Below are 24,469 nucleotides of genomic sequence, written 5' to 3'. Positions count from 1 at the left end.
ATTTATACATGAAAAAAATTATCTTTTTAATGGCATTGTTATTTACAGTGCCATTAATAGCCCAAGAACATAAAAATACAATTACTGTAGTTGGTGAAACAGAAACAATAGTTGATGACGATAGTTATATAGTTCTAATCGGATTGCAACAAGTGCTTGTTTATGAAGGACAAGGTGAAGTAGAAGTAACCTCTTTAGATGAAGTTAAAAAGAATTACATCAAAAAATTAGAAGCTTCAGGAATCGAATTTAGCCAGTTTACTAGAAATACATACTATGAGTTTGCCATGTCGTATTCACAAAACAGAGAGTCGGAATATTACCACTTCAAAACATCAAATAAGGACGATGTTCGAAAACTATCAAAGTTAAAATCCGCAGGAATGTCTGTTGTTAATACCGAGGTAGAAGCTAAGAAGTTAACCAATAAACAGTTAGTTGATCTTTCAAAAAAAGCAATAGATAATGCCAAAGAAAAAGCAAGCGCTTTAGCTAAAGAAATGAATAAAACTATTGGAGAAATTATTTCTATTGTCGATCAAAATTCAAGTACACAGTATATTCAAAGTTATGGGACTTCAGCGTTACAGAGTTATGCCGTAACCGTCTCTTTTGAATTAAAATAATAAAATAACGAATGTCTTTTAATAATCAAAATCACTTAAAAATCATGAAAATTAAATTAGTAGTATTATCAGTATTTACTTTCTGTTGTGTGTTTAACGCAGAAGCTCAAAAATTAAAAAAGTTTGGAAGTTCAGTTGAGAAAAAAGTGGGGCCAAAAACCATTAAAGTACCTTACACAGATGTGATATCGTATTTAGGATATGCCTCTGCCGGGAATGAAGATGAAATAGTAGATGGTAAAAAATTCTATTACATTTATTTATGGGTTCCTGCTGTAGCACCAGAACTTGGAGTAAGAATGCTATCTCCTGTTGCTAAAACAAAAGTTAAAGATGCCATAACATCTGATGAGTATACAGAAAATGCGTCTTCAAGCGATTATTTTGATACTTATATTACTTTAGAGCGTTCTACTATTTTTACAAAAGAAGGTGTTACTGAAGAGGGTGCTAAAAGCGCTACTTGGACAACCCTTGCTAGTAATGATGATAATAGCGAAATGCCTAAGCAACCTAGTGGAAGCAGCTACAATTCTTTATTAAGATATAAGAGTGAAGTGGGAAGTCCTACAAAAGCTTTAACTGCTGGTTTGTATCGTATTGGTTTTACAACTTACAAAACAGGAGAAGTTAAAGGAACATTTTTAGCAGAAGTTGCAGCGCCAATAAAATTACCAGGTGTTGTAATGGCTAAAACTATTGAAGACCTTAAAAAAGAATTATAACAGAAGAATAGATATTCGTATTTTACTAAAACACCTCTTTATGCAAATAAAGGGGTGTTTTTTTTGTTGTAGTATTTTCTTATCATTAATCCTCAGTTCCCCAAGGAGCATCTGGGGTTTCAATAGTTTTAGTTAAATCAAAATGAACCGTAAATAAACGATCAGTGCCTAAACGACGTAAGTTATAAGTTAGACTTGTTTCATCTATAGTAAACCACCAAATATTAGTAGAAGCGGCTGGTAATATTTCTGAAGTATGTGTATCGGCAGGAAACATTTGTAAATTGGCCAAACCTTGATTTGTACTTGTGCCTCCATATTGGGTTAAATCTTCTTCCGAACCATCTTCATGTCTATGGTCGTGCTTTAATCGAATTATTTTTTCTTCATTCATATGCAAAACCCAAGTACGCGATTTATTCTCACCTACAAAAAACGGAACTCTAATATCATTTGTGTCGCAAGAACGCACATGCATTACTAATTTTTCACCTGTAAAGCCGTCACCTACTTTTCCTCCTTCTGTAATTTCACCTTCGTAAGCGTTACCACAATGTGCTTCGAGTTGCTCCCAAAATTTTTCTGAATTGGTTTGTTCTTGTGCTAAGAGTGTTAGTGGTAATACGAGTAAAAAAAAGAGTAGTGTTTTCATATTTGAATTTTGTTAGTGTGTGTTTCTCTAACAGCTAATATACATGAATTCTTCAAGTTTAATAATTTCCCTAAACCACAAAAGTTTTATGGGGAATCTAATGATTTAGCATTTTAAAGTTTGATAAAGAGCGCTTAACAAGATTTATTTATATCATTTACGTTAAAGAATGGCGAGAATAAGTTAATCTAATGCATCATAAGTCTTAAATTAGAGAAAAATTAAATCATGAAAAAGACGCTTCAAATTGGAAATATAATAGCTCTAATTTTAATCATATTTATCAATTATCTCTCTAATACAGGAGCCTTAAATAATACAACAATTGGTGAAGTGTCTAATAGTTATAGATCCTTGTTCACGCCTGCAGGTTATACGTTTGCCATTTGGGGACTAATTTATTTACTGTTGATAGGTTTTGTTGTTTATCAAGGTCGGAGCTTGTTCAAAAACGTAAAAAATGACGATGTTGTACTGAGAACAGGGTGGTGGTTTATACTGTCGTGTTTATTTAATTCACTTTGGGTATTCGCTTGGATTTATGAATATACAGCAGTGTCTTGCATTTTTATTTTCTTATTACTGTTTTCATTATTAAAGATTGTAGTCAACAACAGAATGGAATTAGATGACGAGCCATTACCCATTATTGCTTTTGTTTGGTGGCCTTTTGTGATGTATTCGGGTTGGGTAACTGTGGCTAGTATTGCTAATGTCTCAACATTTTTAGTGAAAATTGATTGGGATGGTTTTGGCTTATCTGATGTCAGTTGGACTATTATACTTATCGTCATTGCAGTGATAATCAATGTGTTGGTAACTTGGGAACGTAATATGAGAGAGTTTGCGCTTATTGGTGCTTGGGCATTAATTGGTATAGGAAATGCTAATAAACTTAATAACGAAACATTGATGTACATGGCTTTTGTGAGTGCAGGTGTATTAATAATTAGTAGTACTATTCATGCTTTTAAAAACCGTGGCACTAGTCCGTTAACTAAGTTACAAGAACGCAAGAATTCATAGTGTTAAGAATATAATAAGCATTTTTTTAGAGTCAGGCTTAAAATAGCCGTAACTTCGCACCAAATTAAAGGAGTGACCTAAATAAATAGAGTTTGCTTCATAAACACTATTTATGTCATTTAAATCTTTGGGCCTATCTGAGCCTTTACTTCAAGCTATCCAGAAAAAAGGATACGAAACACCTTCTCCAATTCAAGCAAAAGCCATTCCTCCAGTATTAGAAGGAAAAGACGTTTTAGCATCAGCACAAACCGGAACAGGAAAAACAGCAGGTTTTACATTACCGTTACTTCACCTATTATCTAATGGTTCTCAGCAGAGACACAGACCAATTAGAGCTTTAATATTAACTCCAACACGTGAGCTAGCAGCGCAAGTTTATGCCAATGTTAAAGAGTACAGTGAGTTTCTAAACATTAGAAGTACTGTTATTTTTGGGGGAGTCAATCAGAAACCACAGGTTAATAAATTAAGTCAAGGAGTCGATGTTTTGGTCGCAACACCAGGACGTTTAATCGATTTAGAAAACCAAGGTCTGTTATCTTTAAGTAAAGTAGAGATATTTGTATTAGACGAAGCCGATCGTATGTTAGATATGGGTTTTTTACGCGATATAGAACGCGTTATGAAACTAATGCCAAGCAAACGTCAGAACCTTATGTTCTCGGCAACGTTTTCTAAAGATATTAAGAAATTAGCGTATTCAATTCTTAATAATCCTATTCAAGTTGAAGCCACACCTGAAAACACAGCTGTTGAGGTTATTGAACAAAAAGTCTATCGTGTTGCCAAAGGCAAAAAAACAGGACTGATTATAAAGTTAATTTCCGAAGGAGATTGGAAACAGGTTTTAGTGTTTACAAGAACAAAACATGGAGCCAATAAACTTTGCAAAAAGATGATAAGCGATGGCATTACTGCCGCAGCGATTCATGGAAATAAAAGTCAAGGAGCAAGAACAAAAGCATTAGCCGGATTCAAAAATGGATCGGTTAGAGTTTTAGTCGCTACAGATATTGCAGCAAGAGGTTTAGATATACCGTTGTTGCCACATGTTATTAATTTTGAATTGCCTAATATTTCTGAAGACTACGTTCACAGAATTGGTAGAACAGGTAGAGCAGGAGCTAGTGGAGAAGCTATTTCTTTAGTAAGTGCAGATGAAACGACTTTTTTACGCGATATTGAGAAGTTGATTGATATGAAGATTGAAGTTGAAATCCTCGAAGGTTTCGAACCAGATCCTAATGCTTCAACAGAACCGATAAAACCAGGTCAGAATAGAAATCAAGGTCGTGGAAGAGGTTCTAATAATAAAAATTCGGGAAACTCAGGAAAGTCTAAAAGTTCGAGTTCAGACCGAAATAAAAGTAGAAGCCGTAATCGAAATAACGATAGTAGACGTTAGTAGCTAACGTCATTGCGAGGAAGCATGACGAAGTAATCTGTTTGTTGAAAGAAATTATAGTGATATGACTCCTAATCTAAAAGACAAAATTCTAGAAGTTTGCGATAAAAAGATTGCCCAAAAAGGCACTAATGTTGGCATTTCCTTCTATGCGTTTTTTAAAAACAAAAATGACAATCCAGAATTATTAATGGAAGCTGCAATCTGGTGGATTAAAACCCACCAATTAGATCATTTTGAAAAAGCGGTTAAGATTAAGGCTTTAATTGAAAACTAAATGTCAACGCAACCCAATAACCCACTTCACGGAGTAAAATTAGAACAGATCATAACAGAACTGCAAGCGCATTATGGTTGGGAATACATGGGCTATCAAGTAAGTATTCGCTGTTTTACAGATAACCCTTCTATTAAGTCTAGTTTAAAGTTTTTAAGACGCACACCTTGGGCAAGAACCAAGGTTGAAGATATGTATTTGGATTATTTAAAAAAGAACTAGTCCTCTTCGTCTTCAAACTCAACTACTGTTGCGTCAAACTCAGCATCTTTAAACTCGTCTCTACTCATCCAGTATTCAGAAGTTGTTAAAGTGTAAGAGTTTTCACCAACCGAAATTAAATCCCAAACTATAGATTCAGCTTCATCAAACGCTTCTTCTCCAGCAAGATGATTTGAAAAGAGTCTTTTTATCACATTGTTATTAGCTAAAGTTTTATCAAACGCTTTTAAAACGACCTCTTTAGTGATGTCTTTATTTGGTGTGATTTCAAATTCAACTACAGTCGCTTTTGCATTTGGGAATGTTCCATTATAAGCTTTATGTAGCAATTGGTTGATATTGAATAGTTGATGGTGTAAACTAATATCAGCATATTCTTCAGATATCTTATCGAGTAACATTTCGTGCGAAATTTGCTCAATCTGATTTTCATTAAGTTGATCAGCTAATTTGTAATCTAAGATTATAGCTGCGGCTTCTTCAGGTTCAAAATCTGAAATAGCCATAAACAATAATTCTAATAATTCTGAAGTTGAAGATTCGCTTGATTCTTTTAATCCAAATTTTTCTAATAAAACAATATAGTCTTCATTTGTCCACGCGTCTTTTAGCGCGTCAACTGTTTTTACGCTATTGATAATAATGTGGTATTTCATGTGTTTTCTTTATTCTTTATTTCGGACACATGTTGTTCGCTATTTATCATTTTCTTGAGTGATAAAATTTGGAACATGCTCGTTTCATGTGTTTTCTTTATTCTTTATTTCGGACACATGTTGTTCGCTATTTATCCTTTTCTTGAGTGACAAAATTTTGAACATGCTCGTTTCATGTGTTATGATTTATTCTTTATTTCGGACACATGTTGTTCGCTATTTATCATTTTCTTGAGTGATAAAATTTAGAACGCGCTCGTTTCATGTGTTTATTTTTACTGTTTTTTCAACGGTCACATGGTTTATCCATGTTAATATTGCCATAATGAAGTAAAGTTGGTTATGGATGTTTCATAATTTCCCTAAGGTTTTACCTTTTTTCTTATCGAGATAGTGTCGTAATACACCACCTTTAACATTATTTACATCAAACTCAACAATAAAAGCGTTTTCGTCTATCTCTTCAATGATGCGATGCATTTTTTTTATGTCTATACGGTTAATTATCGTGTGAATAATATCAAAATCTTGCTGAGGTCCATTACTTCCGAATCCTTTAGAACCTTTGTAGGTGGTTAAACCTACGCCTAATTCAATCATAATAGCATGCTTAATGTCTGCGTATTCATTAGAAACTATAGTGACACCAATAAAATCCTCAAAACCTTCAATGGTCATATCGGTCACTTTTGCTGTAACGATGTATGTAAGAATGGAGTAAAGCGCGACTTCCATTGACACCACCATTGCGGTAATACTGAATAATATAATATTAAACATAAGAATCACTCTACCAATACTTAGTCCAAATTTATCATTAAGGTAGATTCCTAGAATTTCCGAGCCATCTAAAACGGATCCATTTCTAATGGCGATGCCAATACCACCACCCAAACATAAACCGCCAAAAATGGAGATAAGTAGTTTATCGTCCGTAATAGTATCATAATTTCCAAAATGAATTAATAAAGCAAAGGCGAGGATACTAAGTATAGATTTTATAACAATCCGTATGGAAACCGTATAATAGCCCAAAATTAAAAAGGGTAAACTGAAGATGACTAAGAGTAATGAAATGTCTACTCCAATAAGATTGTTAACCAATAGGGCTATACCTGTAACGCCTCCATCCATAAAACCATTGGGTAACAAAAAGGCTTTTAAACCAATACTGGCTAAGATAATACCAAGGGTGATTTGAAAAAATTCAGAGAAAAAATTATAGGTTTTAGAGTGTTTCAATTTATAGGTTTTAATTCAGGAAAAGTTACAAAAACCATTTAAAACGGATGTGTTTTACGTTTTTTTTATTTATCAGAATTGAATTTTTTTTTAACACGAACTAATCTTGATTATTCTTGAATCAGACCTCAAGATTTAAATACGTACTATTTAGTCATGAAATAAAAGGAAAGTATCTTTTGTAAGGTTAAAGATCCTATTTGATTTGCCTCAAACCTTCATATACAATAATACCAACAGCATTGGCTAAATTGAGACTTCGTATAGATTCGCTGTATAACGGAATTTTGAATAATTGTGATGAATACTTTTCTAACAAGGGTTTTGGTAAGCCCACGGATTCTTTGCCAAAAACTAAAAACATATCCTCTTCAAAGGTTATGTCCCAATGCGATTTGGTACCATGACTAGATAAAAACACCATCTTAGCGTCTTTGTTTTTTGAGAAGAAATCGTCGATATTATCGTAATAGATAACTTCTAGGTGTTGCCAGTAATCGAGTCCTGCACGTTTTAAACGTTTATCGTCAATTTCAAATCCAAATGGTTTTACTAAATGTAATTTTGAACCTGAAGCTAAAGCTAAACGACCAATATTACCAGTGTTATTAGGGATTTCGGGTTCTATAAGTACGATGTTAAGCGGCATTTTTTCGTGTTAGTTTGATAAAAATTAATCGTATTAATAATACAAAAGGAAAGCCATGAAAAACCACATCAAACCAATCTTTTAAAGTCATTCCGTTTGCTCCTCCTGCAATCCATTTTATTTTGCCTAATAGATGTGGCTCCGGAAAAAATGGCGCTAAGCCTAAAGTGAGACATAACAGGATTATAATTCGCCAATCGTTAAGTATTTTCATTGTATAAAAAAAAGTCTATTCAAAGATATGAATAGACTTTACAATTTCTTGTTTTTAATAATTACTTTTTGGTCTGCTGACCTTTTATCGTTTTTTTGTCAATGTCAAACTCATTTGTTTTTTGGTTCACATTGCCCGTCGGATTTGTTGGGTTCGTTTGAGTTTTCGTTGTTTTAAATTTTTTACTGTCTTTTATAATTCCCATGATTTATCATTTTTTAGATTCATCATAATATAAAAAACTAAAAACCCTTTCTCTCACAATGCTTTCACAAAATATCTATGACAAATGTTAAAATCGTTTAAGACTTAGGATGAATTGACGTAACGAATTTATCAATAGTCTCAATACCATTAGTTGTTATATATTTAATAAAAGCACTGCCAATTATAGCTCCTTTTCCATATGCCGTGGCTTGGGTAAAGGTTTCATTATCTGAAATACCAAAACCTACAATTTGAGGGTTTTTTAATTTCATGTCTGCGATACGTTTAAAGTAGTCCGTTTGTGTATTACCAAAGCCAGAATTACTTCCTGTTACACTTGCAGAACTTACCATATAGATAAAACCGTTAGAAACAGAATCGATATAACGAATACGTTCTTCAGACGTTTGAGGCGTAATTAAAAGGACATTAATTAAACCATATTTTTCAAATGTTGATTTGTATTCCGAATGGTAAACATCTACGGGTAAATCAGGGATAATGAGTCCATCAATGCCAACTTCTTGACATTTTTTACAGAAGGCTTCAACACCGTATTGTAACATCGGATTAAAATAGCCCATAATGATCAATGGAATAGAAACCGTTTTCCGAATGTCTTTGAGTTGTTCAAACAGCAATTCGCTTGTCATGCCATTTTTTAAAGCTTCTGTAGAACTGGCTTGTATGGTTGGGCCATCTGCTAAAGGATCACTAAACGGTAAGCCTATTTCTAGCATATCGACACCACTTTTTTCTAAGCGTTCTATGATGGTAACCGTATCGTTTGTATTTGGATAGCCAGCTGTAAAATAGATGGATAATAGCTTATGGCTTTCGTTTAATTTTTGGTTTATTCTATTCAAAATATAAGTATTTATCAACCAATTCTGTAGTTTTCTGATGTTCAGAAATGGTTAGGATGTATGAAATCAATTATAAGAAAAATCAGTAGTTATCATTGATAAAAGCACTGATTTTACGAGATGTAAAAATAGAACTTAAAAATCGAATCTCCCAATGTCGTTATAAACTTCTATAATGGCTTGCTGACCGTTTTACTTGCGAATACCTATAGATCACAATTGAAAATAAATATTTAATAACTCCGTGTATAATTATAAGCGTTTTCTATCGTTATAGATTTGGTATTGAATTATATTTGCCACAACATAAAATCATCAATAAAACACTCAACAAATGATGTTCTTTAAAAAACAATTAATCATCGTTTTTCTTGTATTTTCTTCACTTGCTATAGCGCAAAAATCTGCGATTTATACCAACGAGTTTCAAGATTATCAAAAGGCATTGACTTTATATAATAACAATCAATTTAAAGCAGCCCAAACTTTATTTGACGATGTAAAGTTGAATACAAACGATGCTACCATAGAATCCGATTGCGCTTATTATATAGCGAATTGTGCGGTGCGTTTAAATCAAAATAATGCCGATAATCTTATTACAGAATTCGTAGAAGAGTATCCGACAAGTACCAAACGAAATACAGCATTTTTAGATGTTGCCGATTATTATTTCAACAACGGAAAATATGCCTACGCACGTAAATGGTACGATAAAGTTGACGAACGCAATATGGCACAAGCCGAAAAGGAACGCTTCAATTTTAATTATGGCTATAGCTTGTATTCAACTAAAGACGAGAAGAAAGCCACTAAGTATTTTAACCGTGTTGTAAATTCTAAAGAATACGGCTCGCAAGCGAAGTACTACATTGGTTTTATGGCGTATCAAGGTGATGACTATGATAAAGCAAATGAGTATTTTGATCAAGTTAGCGATAACGAAAAGTATAAAGAGAAGTTGTCTTACTATCAGGCTGATTTAAATTTCAAATTAGGAAAGTTTGAAAAAGCCATAGAGCTTGCCGAAGCACAATTAGCCAAAAGTAATGCGGCTGAAAAATCTGAATTATCTAAAATTATAGGTGAAAGCTATTTTAACCTTGGCAAGTATGCCGAAGCGATTCCGTATTTAAAAGAATATAAAGGGAAAGATAGAAAATGGAATAATACCGATTATTACCAATTAGGGTATGCGTATTACAAGCAAAATGATTTTGAAAGTGCGATTTCAGAATTCAATAAAATTATTGGTGGAGATAATCCGGTCGCTCAGAATGCCTATTACCATTTAGGTGAGAGTTATATTAATTTAGAGAAAAAGCAAGAAGCTTTAAATGCGTTTAGAAATGCATCACAAATGGATTTTGATTTAAAAATTCAAGAAGATGCGTGGTTAAATTACGCTAAGATTAGTTACGATATTGGTAATCCATACCAATCCGTTCCTCAGGTTTTAACGGGTTATTTAAAGCAATATCCAAACACGAGTTATAAAGATGAGGTTGAAACTTTATTAATAGATTCATACATCACATCAAAGAATTATAAGGAAGCCTTAGAACTTTTAAAAGGGAAGAACAGTTTTGAAAACAAAGCGGCTTATCAAAAAGTAGCCTTCTTTAGAGCTGTAGAATTATATAATGAGAATAAATATAACGAAGCCTTAGCCCTTTTTAATGGATCGCTAAAAGAACCAAGAGATCCTATTTTTGTGGCTAAAGCGACCTTTTGGAAAGCCGAAACAGAGTATAATTTAAGCAATTATAATGACGCCTTAATTGGATTTAAGCAGTTTGATGGTTTTAGTGAGTCTTCAAGTTTAGCAGAAAATGAAAACCTGAATTACAATTTGGCATACACGTATTTTAAATTGAAAGACTATACGAATTCTTCAAACTATTTTGAGAAATTCATTAAGAATAAATCAAATGATAAACTGCGTCAAAATGATGCTTATTTAAGATTGGCAGATGGTTATTTTGTATCTAGTAAATATAATGATGCTATTGATGCTTATAAAAAAGCGATTCAGATTAATGAAATTGAAACGGATTACGCAGCGTTTCAAGTCGCTATGAGCGAAGGGTATTTAGGAAAAGGTTCTGATAAGATTTCAGCATTACAGTCTTTTATAAATACGTATCCTAAATCGGCATTACGAGATGACGCGATGTATGAGTTAGCCAATTCGTATGTGAAATCTAACGATACAGATAAAGCCATGCAAACGTATGATCGCTTAAATTCTGAATACAAAACAAGTGCCTTCACTTCAAAAGCCTTATTGCGTCAAGGTTTAGTGTATTATAACGGCAATGATAACACGCGTGCATTGACGAAATTCAAAAAAGTAGCGACTGATTTTCCAGGTTCTGGTGAAGCTGTTCAGGCAGTGTCTACAGTCCGTTTAATTTATATCGATTTAGGTAAAGTAGATGAATATGCAACTTGGGTAAGAACGTTAGATTATGTTGAGATTTCTGATGTAGACTTAGATAATACCACATATTTAGCAGCAGAAAAGCCGTATTTAGATAATGAAACCGATAAAGCCATTCGTCAGTTTAATAACTATTTGACGCAGTTTCCAAAAGGGATTCATAATCTAAAAGCGCATTTCTATTTAGCGCAATTGTACTATAAAAAAGAATTATTAGATAATGCACAGCCACATTATAAGGCGGTTGTTGAGGCTTCAAAAAGTGAGTACACAGAACAAGCTATCGTGAAACTTACCGAGATTTACTTAAGCACTTCTAATTGGGAAAAAGCTATTCCGGTATTAAAACGTTTAGAGCAAGAAGCTGATTATCCTCAGAATGTGGTTTATGCACAGTCCAATTTAATGAATGCCTATTACCAAACCGAAGATTACGTTAAAGCCGAAAGCTATGCTGAAAAAGTATTGAGCAATTCAAAATTAGATAACAAAGTTAAGAGTGATGCTAAATTAACAATTGCACGATCTGCGATTGAAACAGGTAATGAAGCCAAAGCCAAAATAGCTTATGCTGAAGTTGAAAAAATAGCTACAGGAAGCGTTGCTGCAGAAGCCTTATTCTACAAAGGTTATTTTAAAAATAAAGCTGGTGATTACGAAGCATCAAACACAACCATTCAAAAATTAGCTAAGGATTATGGGAGCTATAAATTGTTTAGTGCAAAAGGATTGGTGGTTATGGCGAAGAACTTCTATGCTTTAGGAGATGCGTTTCAGGCGACTTATATCTTAGAAAGCGTGATTAGTAACTTCCCAGATTTTACAGAGGTTGTAAGTGAAGCTAAAGTAGAATTAAACAAAATAAAAGCAGAGGAAGCGAAAACGAATTCATCAATCGAAACAGACGATAATTAATAAAGCAACAAGACAATTTAATTAGCGTTAAACTTATTTTCAATCAAATTAATACACATGAAAATTAAATATATAGGATTAGCAATGTTTACTTTGAGTCTGACATTTAGTTATGCTCAAGAACGTACCAAAGACACTATTGGAGACCAAACGGTTAACGTTATAAAACCATATACTCCAACAATTTCGGATGCCTTTAAAATTAAAGATAACCCAAAGTTGAACGATTCTAATGCCGTGAAGAAAAAGGAAATTAAGTACAATATTTTCTCAATTCCTGTGGCTTCAACGTTTACACCAGCTAAAGGAAAAGCAGCAACGGTTGACAAAGCCAAAGCGATAAAATTATATGATAATTATGCCTCATTAGGATTTGGAAGTTATACCACTATTTTGGGTGAAGTTTATTTGAACCATGAGTTGAGTAGAGATGAAAATGTCGGTGGTTATTTTAGTCACCATTCGTCTCAAGGAGGTATTGATGATGTGCTTTTGGATGATAATTTTTCGAAAACCAAGTTAAACGCCTATTATAAAAAGAGCGATAGAGATTTTACATGGCAAGTTGATGGAGGTTTTAATTTACAAACCTATAATTGGTATGGTGTGTCTCAAGAGTATTTCAATGAAAGCGATTTAGATGGTATTGATGCTGGCCAGACTTATAATGATTTATATGTTGGTGGTAAAATTGATTTTGAAGACGCTATTGTTAAAGATGCAAGTCTTCGTTTTAGACGTTTTGGGGATAACCACGATTCTGCTGAAAACAGATTAGTGGCCAAGACTAGCTTTGATTTTGTGGTACAAGATGCTGTTATTAAATCAGAGTTTTCTATAGATTATATTAGCGGGACTTTCGATCGCGATTATTCTAATATTGGTGAAATTAATTACGGGAATGTCACGTTCGGATTTGCACCATCGTATCAATTGGTACAAGATGATTTAACGATTGATTTAGGTGTGAAATTAGCCTATCTTAACGACACAGAATTTAGTGAGAATAAATTTTATATCTATCCAAACATAGAAGCATCTTACCGAGTGGTTGATGAAATTTTAATTGCATTTGGTGGACTTAAAGGCGATCTAATTCAGAATTCGTATTACGATTTTGTAAACGAAAATCCATTTGTATCACCAACACTTTTGGTAACTCCAACAGATCAGCAGTACAAAATGTTTGTAGGTGCTAAGGGGAAGCTTTCTAGTAATATTGGTTATAGCTTAAAAGGAAGTTATAGTTCTGAAAAGAATAAAGCCTTATACAAGTCTAATGATGTGCCGAGTGATGCTTTAACAGAATATCAATATGGTAATTCATTTTTTGTCGCTTACGATGATGTGACTACGTTTTCTGTGGCAGGTGAGTTGAATGTAGATTTAAATAGAAACTTTACTTTAGGGGTAAAAGGGGAATACTTTGGTTACAGCACAGATAACGAATCTGAAGCTTGGAATTTACCAGATCTTACAGCCTCTGTGTTTTTAGACTATCAAATTTCAGAACAATGGTTTGCAGGCGCAAGTATGTTCTTTGTTGGCGAACGTGAAGATCAAAGTACTTATTTTGATATTTTGAATCCTTTGAATACAACCACTACAACAGTTACTTTAGATAGTTATTTTGATGCTAACGCGCATGTCGGTTATAAAGCAAATGATCAATTATCATTTTTCGTTAAAGCGAATAATATAGCGAGTCAAAATTATAACCGTTGGTCAAATTTCCCTGTGCAAGGCATACAGCTTCTTGGAGGTGCTACATACCAATTTGATTTTTAGAAGGACGTGATCTTCTGAATTTGACTCAGAATTTCATTAAACAACATAGAAGATATTTAAAAGCGTTCCAATTTGGAGCGCTTTTCTTATTTTTACATATCACAAAACCAACAGCAAATGAAATTTCAGTATTACAATCACGCAGTTACAAATTGTATTAAACGAAGTAAAAAGGTAGTGGTGTTAGTCGCTATTTGTGCTATGTTTTCTTGTGAAAAAGATAAACAACAAGCTGATTTAATTGTCACAAACGCTAACATTTATACAGTTGATAATAGCTTTAGTAAAGCTGAAGCATTTGCTGTAAAAGATGGAAAAATAATTGCTGTTGGTACGACCTCTGAAATAGATAATACATATAAAGCTAACGATACACTTAATGCTGAAGGCAAAACTATTGTACCAGGATTAATAGATGCACATTGTCACTTTTTGGGGTTAGGGTTCAATCAGCAATCGGTAGATTTAGTCGGTACTAAAAGTTTTGAGGACGTTGTAAAACGTGTTTTAGATTTTCAGAATGAAAGAAATAACGAATTTATTTTTGGTAGAGGTTGGGATCAAAATGATTGGAAAGAGAAGGAATTTCCCAACAAACGCTTATTAGATAAACTCTATCCAAATACACCTATTGCATTAGTACGTATTGATGGCCATGCTATATTAGCCAATCAAGCAGCCTTAGATTTAGGAAATGTAACCGTGAATTCTAAAATTGAAGGAGGAGAAGTCGTTGTAGAAAATGGCGAACTTACCGGTATTTTAGTAGATAATGCGGAAATGTTTGTGATGGAACATTGGCCACAACCCTCCCGAAATGATATGGCTAATGCCTTATTAGAAGCACAAAAATTATGTTTCGATTTGGGGTTAACTACGGTTGATGATGCCGGATTACATAAAGAAGCTATTGAAATTATTGATAGTCTTCACAAATCAGGAGAATTAAAAATGCGTATTTATGCTATGGTTTCTGCGTCTAAAGATAATCTGGATTACTTTTTAGATAAAGGAGTTACTAAAACAGATTACCTAAATGTGCGTTCGTTTAAGTTTTACGCAGATGGAGCTTTAGGGTCTCGAGGTGCGATGTTAAGAGAACCATATTCAGATAAACCTGGCCATTTAGGATTACTGGTTACAGATTTAGAAACTTTAAAAACATCAGCAGAGCGTATTGCAAATTCAGAATTTCAAATGAATACACATGCTATTGGAGATTCTGCTAATCATGCGGTGTTACAAACCTATACTAAAGTGTTAGAAGGAAAAGAAGACAGACGTTGGCGTGTAGAGCATGCTCAAATTGTATCTCCTGAGGATTTTGAATTGTATAAAAACATTATGCCATCGATACAACCAACGCATGCCACTAGTGATATGTATTGGGCAGAAGATAGAGTAGGATCTGAACGTATAAAAGGGGCTTATGCTTATAAACAATTATTAGAAGCTTATGGTAAAGTGGCTTTAGGAACTGATTTTCCTGTGGAGCGTGTTAGTCCGTTTTTAACCTTTTATGCCGCTGTCGCACGACAAGATTTAGAAGGATTTCCAGAAGGAGGTTTTCAAATGGAAAATGTTCTAAGCAGAGAAGAAGCCTTAAAAGGCATGACGATTTGGGCGGCCTATTCTAATTTTGAAGAAAATGAAAAAGGAAGTATTGAAGTTGGGAAGTTTGCCGATTTTATCATCTTAGATAATGATATTATGACGGTTGAAGCTAATGAAATTCCAAAAATTAAAGTTCTGAAGACTGTGGTTGGAGGTGAGGTACAGTAATTATAAGTTGTAGCGCAAAGTTCCTCAAAGAAGGCACAAAGTTTCACAAAGAAAATTCATGTCAAGTAAAAATGATTATAGAATCACGCGTCGGATTCCATTTTTTAGTGTTGTAACATGAAAGTTCAAAAGCAATCCTAATTTATAATTTCCAAGTTTTAAATAGGTTAATACTTGTGCTAAATGAACATCAGAGAATGCTTCAACAGTTTTAATTTCTATGACGACTTTGTTTTCGACAAGCAAATCAATTCTATAGCCATGATCTAACATTATGTCTTTATAAACAATAGGTAATGCTTTTTCTTTTTGAACAGCAAGACCAGCTTTCTTTAATTCATAGAATAAACACTCTTGATAAGCCGATTCTAATAATCCTGGGCCAAGTTGTTTGTGCACTTCTATTGCACAGCCTAAAATGATATTTGATAATTTATTCTCATCCATAGGTATAAATGTATCTAATTAATTTTAAATACATTTTGGTGTCTTTTGTGCCTTCTTTGTGGAACTTTGTGAAATAGTCCTTAAAAGATCCTAGCCAAATAATCAAAATGCTCACCATCCATAACCTTTTCACACTTCAAACCAATCGTTAAACAAGCTGTTTTCAAGGTTTCAAAATCGAGTTTGTTTGTGCACTTCTATTGCACAGCCTAAAATGATATTTGATAATTTATTCGCATCCATAGGTATAAATGTATCTAATTAATTTTAAATACATTTTGGTGTCTTTTGTGCCTTCTTTTTGTGAAATAGTCCTTAAAAGATCCTAGCCAAATAATCAAAATGCTCACCATCCATAACCTTCTCACACTTTAAACCAACTGTTAAACAAGCTGTTTTCAAGGTTTCAAAATCGAGATATAACCATTTCATAGGCACTTCTTTTTCGCCTTTATAAGATAAGAAATAATCTAATTCACCAGGATAACCTTGGTTGAGGTCTAGCCACATGCCGCCATCGTCATCTTCATACATATATGAAATATCGGAGGAGTCAATTAAAATTTGACCATCAAGATTCAAAAGTGACTTTAAATGCTTTAAATAGTTCGCTACTTCAGATAATTCTTGGAAAATTCCCGTACCATTCATCAATAGTAAAATCGTATCAAAACTTTCGGTTTCCTCTAAAAGTGGTTTTAATTCAACATTTAAAACACCACGTTTCATAGCGACTTCAACTGCACCTTCAGAACTATCAATAGCTTTTACTTTGATATCTTGTTCTTGTAACCACAACGCATGACTTCCAGAACCACAACCCACATCTAACACATTGCCTTTTGCTAATTTTAAAGCTGCTTGCTCAAGTTTTGGCATTTCAGAATAATTCCTAAATAAATAAGGAAGCGGTAATTCATCTTCATCTGAAATGTTTGTATATGTAATGATGTCCTCAGAATAGTTTCCATTCTGATAATCTAATAAGGCTTTTCCAAAGAGGTCTTTACTCATAGTCATTGGTTAGTTCGTGTGATTTCTATTTTTATATAAATTGTATCGAGAACTTTAATTAAATTTGTTTTATGCAAGACCAAATTAATAATCTTCCTAAGCTCGCCAAAGATAAGCATAAGGAGAATAAAACCTTTTTTACCAAGCTAAAAAAGAAACCACCAAAACAGTTAGACTATTTAATGCAAGAGTTGCATGAAGAAGAATTTGAGCGCACTGATTGTTTAAAGTGTGCTAATTGCTGTAAAACCACAGGGCCTTTATTTACGCCAAAAGATATCCAGCGGATTGCAAAGTTTTTCAAAATGAAAGAACAGCAATTCATTGAAACCTATTTACGCTTAGATGATGAAAATGATTATGTGTTGCAATCTGTGCCGTGTACATTTTTAGGGGCAGATAATTATTGTTCAATTTATGATGTGAGACCTAAGGCCTGTAGTGAGTTTCCACACACGGATCGAAAAAAGTTTCAACAGATCTCTAATTTAACGATGAAGAATGTTGCTATTTGTCCGGCAGCATATAATATTGTTGAAGAAATGAAAAAGCGTATTCAGTAATAATTGAAGTTGTATTCGGAATAATTTTTGATGCTTAACAGATAAAAAAAAAAGACTATGAATAATTTAATTTTAAAATTACTGTTTCTATTGTTTGCGTTTAATGTGTCCTATTCACAGCCATGGATGACCAATTTAGATATTGCACAAAATTTAGCGCTAACCCAAAATAAAATGGTGCTGATGGTTTGGGAAGAAAGTACTCTATATCCCTATGCTGTTTTAGCAAATGATGAGATTGGTAAAACAATCTTGATTGAAAATTTATTTGAAAGTGAAGTTATTAGTCCTTTAATTTGGGAGTATTTTGTTCCTGTAATTGTAGCTGAGCATAATTATGCAGAGTTATATGCGAAAATTAAGGACAACCGATCGCAACAATATATTAACAAGTTTAATGACGATTCTATAAAGATAATGGATGTTAATGGGAATATTTTAAACCTTTCTAATGATCCTGATAATTTTCAAAACATCACAACAATAATTAATAATTATGCCTTAAATACAGAATATATCTCGCCTGAACTCATTGGTTATAAGACGGAAAGGGATTTCTATTCGGCCTATTATTTAGCGTCTAAGTATTTTGATTATTCAATGTACTTGAAAGAAAAAGCTAGACGAACTTTAATAGATTTAGGACTTATTTATTTAAATGAAGCTTCTGAATTTATTACAGCTAACCCATCCGAAGATCAGAAAGCCTTAACAGAACGTGTATCGCTTTTAGATGTTCAGCAATATTTAATAACAAAACGCCCTAAAAAAGTAATTAGACAATTAAACCGAATGGATGCTGAAAACATGGAGTCTAATAATCAGTCCTTAGTGGCATTTTTATATTATACAGCTTATAAGGCTGTAAATGATGAAACTAATGCAGCATTATGGGAATCTAAAATTTCTTCAGTAAATTTGAAGAAAGCGCAATTGCTTATTAATCTTAATTCATAACAGTTTTGGAAAATTTGATCTCCTATTTTGAAACTATTCCTTCGACTCATCGAAGTCTTATTTTAGTAGGAGGTTTAACCTTTTTCTGGTTGTTAGAAGGTGGTATACCATTATTTAAGTTCAAATACAAAAAGTGGAGGCACGCACTTCCAAATCTCTTTTTTACATTGACCACCATCATAATTAATTTTGCTTTGGCTTTTTTGTTGTTATGGTCTTCAGATTGGGTTACGGCTAATAATTTCGGCATTATAAATTGGTTACCGCAAATGCCGTTATGGTTACATGCGTTGCTAGGAGTTGTGTTACTCGATTTTTTCGGCGCCTATTTAGCACATTATGTAGAGCACAGAATAAAACCACTTTGGATGGTGCATTTAGTACATCATACCGATCATAGTGTAGATACAACTACCGGAAATAGACATCACCCAATAGAAAGTGTCATTCGGTTTTCGTTTACACTGCTTGGTATTTTTATCGTTGGGACTCCAATTGCTTTGGTAATGATTTACCAAGCGCTATCACTTATATTTACTCAGCTTACGCATGCCAATATTAAAATGCCAAAAGGTTTAGATAAAGCATTAAGCTATGTGATTGTCTCACCAGATATGCATAAAATCCATCACCATTATAGATTACCTTATACAGATTCAAACTTTGGAAATATCTTCAGTATTTGGGATCGCATGTTAGGAACTTATCGATATATGGATCGCGAAAAGTTGATTTATGGAGTGGATGTGTTTCCAGATGAAGTTAAAAATGGAAATATTAAAGAGCTATTAAAACAGCCTTTTCAGAATTATGAAAAATCAACGCTTTCTGCAGATGAAAACTAATACCATTATCGTCTTAATAATTTTATGTATGAGTTGTAATTCTAAAAAGCAAATTGATATTCAAGGCCACAGAGGTTGTAGAGGTTTATTGCCAGAAAATTCGTTGCCTGCTTTTGAAAAGGCTATTGATTTAGGAGTGCATACTTTAGAATTAGACATTGTAATTTCTAAAGATCATAAGGTTGTGGTGTCTCATGAACCTTATATGAATCCAATTATATGTCTAAATCCTGATGGAGACGTTCTGCCTGATAACTCAGAAAAAGATTATAATTTATATCACATGAATTATGATGAGATTAAACAATTTGATTGTGGTTCAAAATTTCATCCAACATATCCTCAGCAAGAAAAGTTAAAGACCTACAAACCGTTATTATCTGAAGTTTTTGATTTGGTTAAAGCTAAAGATTCAGATGTTAAGTTTAATATTGAAATTAAATCTGAAACGTCATATTATGGTGTTTTTACGCCACAGCCTAAAGCTTATGTGAAATTAGTTTTAAACGAAATTGAAAAAAATGACATGCTCAATCGTGTAAATCTTCAATCTTTTGATGTTGTCATTCTTGAAGAAATTAAAAAGCAATCACCAAAAATGGAGGTTGCCTTGTTAGTTGAGGATAATGAAACGATCGACGTAAAACTTGAAGAGTTATCCTTTAAACCAGAAATTATCAGTCCATATTTTAAACTATTGACTGCAGAATCGGTAAAAGCATATCAAGATCAGGGCTTTAAAGTAATTCCTTGGACTATTAACGCCACAGAAGATATGAAGCTCATGCAGTCTTGGGCTGTAGATGGTATTATTACAGATTATCCCGATCAGCTTATTGAAATACTAAAACAGTAGATTTATTTATAGAGTAAATACTGACGACGTACGTTCTTGTATGCGTCTAAATCGTTTTGCCACGTCGCTTTAATTTCAGCTTCAGTTAAACCGGCTTCAATTTGTTTTTGCAATGTTGCAGTCCCAGCATGAGTGGTGAAATTAGCCGTATTAAACACTTTGGATTTATCAGTAGCATTGTGATACGCATCCATAATATATTTTAAAGTAAAATGACGTTCTGCTTTCACTTTAGATAAATCAACACCATAACAAACTTCGTTTTCATGTTTTGGGTGTTTAGATCCAAAATTAGGAATAGGAGTATACTTAAAGGTATAATGATTCTTATCTAAAAACGGGGCACCATAGCGTTGAAACTGAAATTCTGTTCCTCTACCAGCATTGATATTGGTACCTTCAAACAAACCTAAACTCGGATATAGCTCAATAGATTGGTCGTTCGGTAAATTTGGAGACGGTCTTAAAGCTAAGCTATAGGTGCGATTATGATCATAGTTTTGCATTTCAATAATCGTAATGTCACAAGTCACTCCATTCGTTAACCACGCTTCTCCATTAACCATTTTTGCGTATTCGCCAATGGTCATACCATGTACCAAAGGAATAGGATGCATACCTAAAAAACTACTGTGCTTTTTTTCTAAAACAGGACCATCAATATAATTACCATTCGGGTTTGGACGATCTAAAATTAAAACGGGAATATTTTGTTCGGCACAAGCTTCCATAATATAATGTAATGTAGAAATGTAAGTGTAAAACCGAACACCAACATCTTGAATATCAAAAACCATGAGATCTACATCTTCAAGCTGTGTTTTGGTAGGTTTTTTATGTTTACCATGAAGTGAATAAATGGATAAACCCGTTTTGGTGTCCTTGCCATCTTTTACTAATTCACCAGCATCTGCAGTCCCTCTAAACCCATGTTCTGGAGAAAATACTTTTTTGATATCAACATCTAAACTCAACAAGGAATCTACAATATGAGTATAGCCTTGGTTTTTAAAAATGACACTCGTCTGATTAGCAACTACAGCCACACGCTTTCCTTTTAATAGAGGTAAATATGTTGATGTTCTGTTGGCTCCAACAATAATTGGTTTATCAACTTCGTTGTTTACCATATAAGGAGTAGAAATACCGTTATCCGCTAAGTCTTTTAGAGCAGAGCTTTCAACGTCTCGCTTTACACTATTTCCACATGAAAATGTTACAAGGGAAATCCCAATAATTATAGAGAATAAAACTGTATTTTTGAAAACCTTTAAAAGCATATCTAAGAGTGAATTTCGAGTTATTTATAGCTAAACGTATAATTGGCAATAAAACGTATAAAAGTAGTGTTTCGGCACCAATAATTAAAATTGGTATCGCAGCAATTGCTATTGGAATTATTGTAATGCTTATTGCAATTGCTACAGGTATCGGTTTACAACAAAAGATTAGAGATAAAGTTGTAGCGTTTAATGGTCATGTAGAAATTAAAAATTACGATTCTAACGCTTCAGACGAATCGCAAGTGCCAATTTCTATCAATCAGGATTTTTATCCGAATTTTACATCTGTAGATGGTATTAATCACATTCAAGGTGTGGCTCAAAAGTTTGCTGTTATTAGAACAGAAACGGATTTTGAAGGAGTGGTTGTAAAAGGAGTAGGAGCCGATTATAATTGGGACTATTTTAAAGAATTTTTAGTTGAAGGCCGACTTCCAGATTTTACAAAAGAGATAAACCAAGAAATTTTAATCTCTAATTATTTAGCCAATCGCTTAGGATTTAAAGTCGGAGATAAATTTCAAACCTTATTTGGTAATCCTTTAAATGATAGGCCACGCATCCTTAATTATGAAATTGTAGGGGTTTACAATTCTGGTTTTCAGGAGCTAGATGAAAAGTTTTGTATTGCTGACTTAAGGCATATTCAACGCATCAATAAATGGGAACCCGATCAAATAGGGAGTTTTGAAGTCTTTATAGATGACTTCTCGCAGATTGAAGAAAAAACGGTTGAAATCTTTAAGGAAGTGCCGTCTTTAATGAACGCTACATCTATCACCCGAAAATATTACACGATTTTTGAATGGATTAAGATTTTTGATAACAATACATACGGCATTATCGCTATTATGATTATTGTCGCTGGAATTAACATGATTACTGCATTATTGGTTTTAATTTTAGAACGCACTCAAATGATAGGCATCCTAAAAGCTTTAGGAAGTTCTAATTGGACCATCAGAAAAGTGTTTCTCTATAACGCTTCTTACTTAATAGGTTTAGGTTTACTATGGGGAAATATGATAGGTTTAGGCTTGTTGTTTGCGCAGAAATATTTCAAACTATTTCCATTAAATCCAGATATTTATTATGTGAATAATGCTCCGGTTTATATCAGTTGGGATTATATAATTCTATTAAATATAGGCACGTTTGTGGCCTGTTTGTTAATGCTCTTAATTCCTTCGGTAATTATTTCTAAAATTTCTCCAGTCAAAGCTATTCGATTCGATTAATCAAGAAAAACTTCCGCAGTATCTATATTAAATTTAAAATATTCAGTCTATAGTTTAAAAGAAGCTCTCCATGCATCTCTGTGACGTCTCCGTACAACTTCGTGTAACAGCATTTAAGATTAATCATTACTTTTTACATTTCAACTTCTCGCCTTAGCGTCTTCGCGAGAATATTAAATTTAAAATATTCAGTCTATAATCTAAAACAATCTTTCCGTGCATCTCTGTGATGTCTCCGTGCAACTTCGTGTAACAGCATTTAAGATTAATCATTACTTTTCGAATTTTAACTGTGAGTCTTTGTGCCTTCGCGAGAATATTAAATTTAAAATATTCAGTTTATAGTTTAAAAGAATCTCTCCGTGCACCTCCGTGAATTCTTCGTGCAACTTTGTGTAACAGTTTTTAGTCATTAGAATTTAACTTTTTTTGGATTTTTATAACACAACATTTAACGTAACTTTGCTCCCTCGAAAAAACAACTATGGAATACGCAGAAAATATATTAGGTACAATAGGAAATACACCACTAGTTAAAATGAATAAACTAGTCGAAGATTTACCTTGTTTAGTACTTGCTAAATACGAAACTTTTAACCCAGGAAACTCTGTTAAAGACCGTATGGCTTTGCAGATGATAGAAGATGCTGAAGCCGATGGACGATTGAAGCCTGGCGGAACAATCATTGAAGGAACATCTGGAAACACCGGAATGGGATTAGCCTTAGCTGCTATAGTAAAAGGTTACAAATGTATCTTTGTAATGGCAGATAAACAATCTAAAGAAAAAGTAGATATTATGCGTGCTGTAGGTGCAGAAGTTATTGTTTGTCCAACAGATGTAGAACCAACAGATCCTCGTAGTTATTATTCGGTATCGAAACGTTTAGGTGAAGAAACTCCGAATTCTTGGTACGTTAATCAATACGACAACCCAAGTAATACAAAAGCACACTACGAAAGTACAGGTCCAGAAATCTGGAAACAAACCGATGGTAAGATTACACATTTTGTAGTTGGTGTTGGTACAGGTGGAACGATTTCAGGAGTTGGAAAATACCTGAAAGAGCAAAACCCTAATATTAAAGTTTGGGGTGTGGATACTTATGGTTCTGTATTTAAAAAATATCACGAAACCGGGATATTTGATGAAGATGAAATCTATCCGTACGTTACAGAAGGTATCGGTGAAGACATCTTACCAAAGAATGTAGATTTTGATATTATTGATGGTTTTACTAAAGTTACCGATAAAGATGCATGTGTATACACACAACGTTTAGCTAAAGAAGAAGGTATGTTTTTAGGAAACTCTGCAGGTTCAGCCATAAAAGGAGTATTGCAATTAAAAGAACATTTTAAACCAGACGATGTGGTTGTCGTTTTATTTCATGACCACGGAAGTCGTTATGTCGGTAAAATGTTTAACGACGATTGGATGCGTAAGATGGGTTACATCGATTAACAAATTCCTGCGAAGACAGGAATCTCATTATATAAAAACAAAAATCCTGATCTAATTATCAGGATTTTTTTGTTTCAACCATTTTGACAGCGCTAATAGTCTC

The 24,469-nt window shown here is 33.4% G+C and carries 25 protein-coding genes; 15 read left to right on the top strand and 10 right to left on the bottom strand.

Going from position 1 to position 24,469, the window contains the following annotated elements:
- Positions 1-8 precede the first annotated feature (8 nt).
- Together HM984_RS13365 and HM984_RS13360 are read left to right on the top strand one after the other, a co-directional pair.
- Entirely contained in the window at positions 9-626 is a 618-nt protein-coding gene (locus tag HM984_RS13365) for an SIMPL domain-containing protein (protein WP_179349504.1), read from the top strand.
- Positions 627-670: 44 nt separating this feature from the next.
- Positions 671-1,351 carry a Lipl32 family lipoprotein gene (locus tag HM984_RS13360; protein WP_179349503.1) on the top strand — a complete coding sequence of 227 codons (681 nt, stop codon included), beginning with the start codon at positions 671-673 and terminating at the stop codon, positions 1,349-1,351.
- 85 nt (positions 1,352-1,436) lie between these two features.
- Here HM984_RS13360 and HM984_RS13355 read toward each other — a convergent pair whose 3' ends face one another.
- On the bottom strand, positions 1,437-2,003 hold the full coding sequence (locus tag HM984_RS13355; protein ID WP_179349502.1) for a hypothetical protein: 567 nt from the start codon (positions 2,001-2,003) through the stop codon (positions 1,437-1,439).
- Positions 2,004-2,231: 228 nt separating this feature from the next.
- On the opposite strand from HM984_RS13355, the gene HM984_RS13350 reads away from it, so the two are divergent.
- The 4 genes from HM984_RS13350 (at position 2,232) to HM984_RS13335 (ending at position 4,936) form a co-directional block, all read left to right on the top strand.
- The gene (locus HM984_RS13350) at positions 2,232-3,029 is read left to right on the top strand and encodes a TspO-related membrane protein (protein WP_179349501.1); all 798 of its coding nucleotides are present in this window, start codon (positions 2,232-2,234) and stop codon (positions 3,027-3,029) included.
- A 112-nt stretch (positions 3,030-3,141) separates the two neighbouring features.
- Positions 3,142-4,437, top strand: a complete 1,296-nt coding sequence (locus HM984_RS13345; RefSeq protein WP_179349500.1) for a DEAD/DEAH box helicase — start codon at positions 3,142-3,144, stop codon at positions 4,435-4,437.
- 64 nt (positions 4,438-4,501) lie between these two features.
- Positions 4,502-4,714 carry a DUF6500 family protein gene (locus HM984_RS13340; protein WP_179349499.1) on the top strand — a complete coding sequence of 71 codons (213 nt, stop codon included), beginning with the start codon at positions 4,502-4,504 and terminating at the stop codon, positions 4,712-4,714.
- A complete protein-coding gene (locus HM984_RS13335; protein WP_115809839.1) occupies positions 4,715-4,936 on the top strand; it encodes a VF530 family protein in 222 nt (73 codons plus the stop codon).
- Here the strand turns inward: HM984_RS13335 and HM984_RS13330 are convergent.
- The 6 genes from HM984_RS13330 to trpA form a co-directional block, all read right to left on the bottom strand.
- Complete coding sequence (locus HM984_RS13330; protein ID WP_179349498.1) at positions 4,933-5,592, bottom strand: hypothetical protein; 660 nt, start codon at positions 5,590-5,592, stop codon at positions 4,933-4,935. The two genes, HM984_RS13335 and HM984_RS13330, sit on opposite strands and share 4 nt — an antisense overlap.
- A 351-nt stretch (positions 5,593-5,943) precedes the next feature.
- The gene (locus tag HM984_RS13325; RefSeq protein WP_245940342.1) at positions 5,944-6,834 is read right to left on the bottom strand and encodes a YitT family protein; all 891 of its coding nucleotides are present in this window, start codon (positions 6,832-6,834) and stop codon (positions 5,944-5,946) included.
- Between the two features lie 196 nt (positions 6,835-7,030).
- Positions 7,031-7,483, bottom strand: a complete 453-nt coding sequence (locus HM984_RS13320; RefSeq protein ID WP_179349497.1) for a tRNA (cytidine(34)-2'-O)-methyltransferase — start codon at positions 7,481-7,483, stop codon at positions 7,031-7,033.
- Positions 7,473-7,697, bottom strand: coding sequence for a hypothetical protein (locus HM984_RS13315; protein ID WP_179349496.1), 225 nt, complete (start codon positions 7,695-7,697; stop codon positions 7,473-7,475). The genes HM984_RS13320 and HM984_RS13315 overlap by 11 nt, the downstream gene beginning before the upstream one ends.
- A 61-nt stretch (positions 7,698-7,758) precedes the next feature.
- Complete coding sequence (locus HM984_RS13310) at positions 7,759-7,902, bottom strand: hypothetical protein (protein WP_179349495.1); 144 nt, start codon at positions 7,900-7,902, stop codon at positions 7,759-7,761.
- A gap of 97 nt (positions 7,903-7,999) precedes the next feature.
- A complete protein-coding gene (gene trpA / locus HM984_RS13305) occupies positions 8,000-8,770 on the bottom strand; it encodes a tryptophan synthase subunit alpha (protein ID WP_115809847.1) in 771 nt (256 codons plus the stop codon).
- Between the two features lie 334 nt (positions 8,771-9,104).
- On the opposite strand from trpA, the gene HM984_RS13300 reads away from it, so the two are divergent.
- The 3 genes from HM984_RS13300 (at position 9,105) to HM984_RS13290 (ending at position 15,698) form a co-directional block, all read left to right on the top strand.
- Positions 9,105-12,128 (top strand): tetratricopeptide repeat protein, encoded by a 3,024-nt coding sequence (locus HM984_RS13300; RefSeq protein WP_179349494.1) that lies wholly within the window; start codon positions 9,105-9,107, stop codon positions 12,126-12,128.
- Between the two features lie 57 nt (positions 12,129-12,185).
- On the top strand, positions 12,186-13,916 hold the full coding sequence (locus tag HM984_RS13295; RefSeq protein ID WP_179349493.1) for a TonB-dependent receptor: 1,731 nt from the start codon (positions 12,186-12,188) through the stop codon (positions 13,914-13,916).
- Between the two features lie 117 nt (positions 13,917-14,033).
- Positions 14,034-15,698, top strand: coding sequence for an amidohydrolase (locus HM984_RS13290; RefSeq protein ID WP_179349492.1), 1,665 nt, complete (start codon positions 14,034-14,036; stop codon positions 15,696-15,698).
- Positions 15,699-15,773: 75 nt separating this feature from the next.
- Here HM984_RS13290 and HM984_RS13285 read toward each other — a convergent pair whose 3' ends face one another.
- Complete coding sequence (locus HM984_RS13285; protein ID WP_179349491.1) at positions 15,774-16,145, bottom strand: GxxExxY protein; 372 nt, start codon at positions 16,143-16,145, stop codon at positions 15,774-15,776.
- Positions 16,146-16,460: 315 nt separating this feature from the next.
- Positions 16,461-17,159, bottom strand: a complete 699-nt coding sequence (locus HM984_RS13280) for a class I SAM-dependent methyltransferase (RefSeq protein WP_179349490.1) — start codon at positions 17,157-17,159, stop codon at positions 16,461-16,463.
- Positions 17,160-17,230: 71 nt separating this feature from the next.
- Here HM984_RS13280 and HM984_RS13275 point away from each other — a divergent pair, with 71 nt between their 5' ends.
- Genes HM984_RS13275 through HM984_RS13260 form a run of 4 tightly spaced genes read left to right on the top strand, consistent with a single transcriptional unit; the run spans position 17,231 to position 20,380 of the window.
- On the top strand, positions 17,231-17,722 hold the full coding sequence (locus HM984_RS13275) for a YkgJ family cysteine cluster protein (RefSeq protein WP_092469023.1): 492 nt from the start codon (positions 17,231-17,233) through the stop codon (positions 17,720-17,722).
- A gap of 57 nt (positions 17,723-17,779) precedes the next feature.
- Entirely contained in the window at positions 17,780-18,679 is a 900-nt protein-coding gene (locus HM984_RS13270; protein WP_179349489.1) for a hypothetical protein, read from the top strand.
- Between the two features lie 5 nt (positions 18,680-18,684).
- A complete protein-coding gene (locus HM984_RS13265; protein ID WP_179349488.1) occupies positions 18,685-19,524 on the top strand; it encodes a sterol desaturase family protein in 840 nt (279 codons plus the stop codon).
- Entirely contained in the window at positions 19,514-20,380 is an 867-nt protein-coding gene (locus tag HM984_RS13260; protein ID WP_257018499.1) for a glycerophosphodiester phosphodiesterase, read from the top strand. Before HM984_RS13265 ends, HM984_RS13260 begins: the two co-directional genes overlap by 11 nt.
- 2 nt (positions 20,381-20,382) lie before the next feature.
- On the opposite strand, the gene HM984_RS13255 is transcribed toward HM984_RS13260, so the two are convergent.
- Positions 20,383-21,660: an exo-beta-N-acetylmuramidase NamZ family protein gene (locus HM984_RS13255; protein WP_179349487.1), complete on the bottom strand. Its 1,278-nt coding sequence runs from the start codon at positions 21,658-21,660 to the stop codon at positions 20,383-20,385.
- A gap of 8 nt (positions 21,661-21,668) precedes the next feature.
- On the opposite strand from HM984_RS13255, the gene HM984_RS13250 reads away from it, so the two are divergent.
- Positions 21,669-22,901 carry an ABC transporter permease gene (locus HM984_RS13250; protein WP_115809863.1) on the top strand — a complete coding sequence of 411 codons (1,233 nt, stop codon included), beginning with the start codon at positions 21,669-21,671 and terminating at the stop codon, positions 22,899-22,901.
- A gap of 484 nt (positions 22,902-23,385) precedes the next feature.
- On the top strand, positions 23,386-24,366 hold the full coding sequence (locus HM984_RS13245) for a PLP-dependent cysteine synthase family protein (RefSeq protein WP_020896488.1): 981 nt from the start codon (positions 23,386-23,388) through the stop codon (positions 24,364-24,366).
- Positions 24,367-24,469: the final 103 nt, after the last annotated feature.

The organism is Winogradskyella pacifica, from assembly GCF_013403915.1.
Taxonomy (GTDB): Bacteria; Bacteroidota; Bacteroidia; order Flavobacteriales; family Flavobacteriaceae; genus Winogradskyella; species Winogradskyella pacifica.
This window is presented reverse-complemented; position numbering and strand designations above follow the sequence as displayed.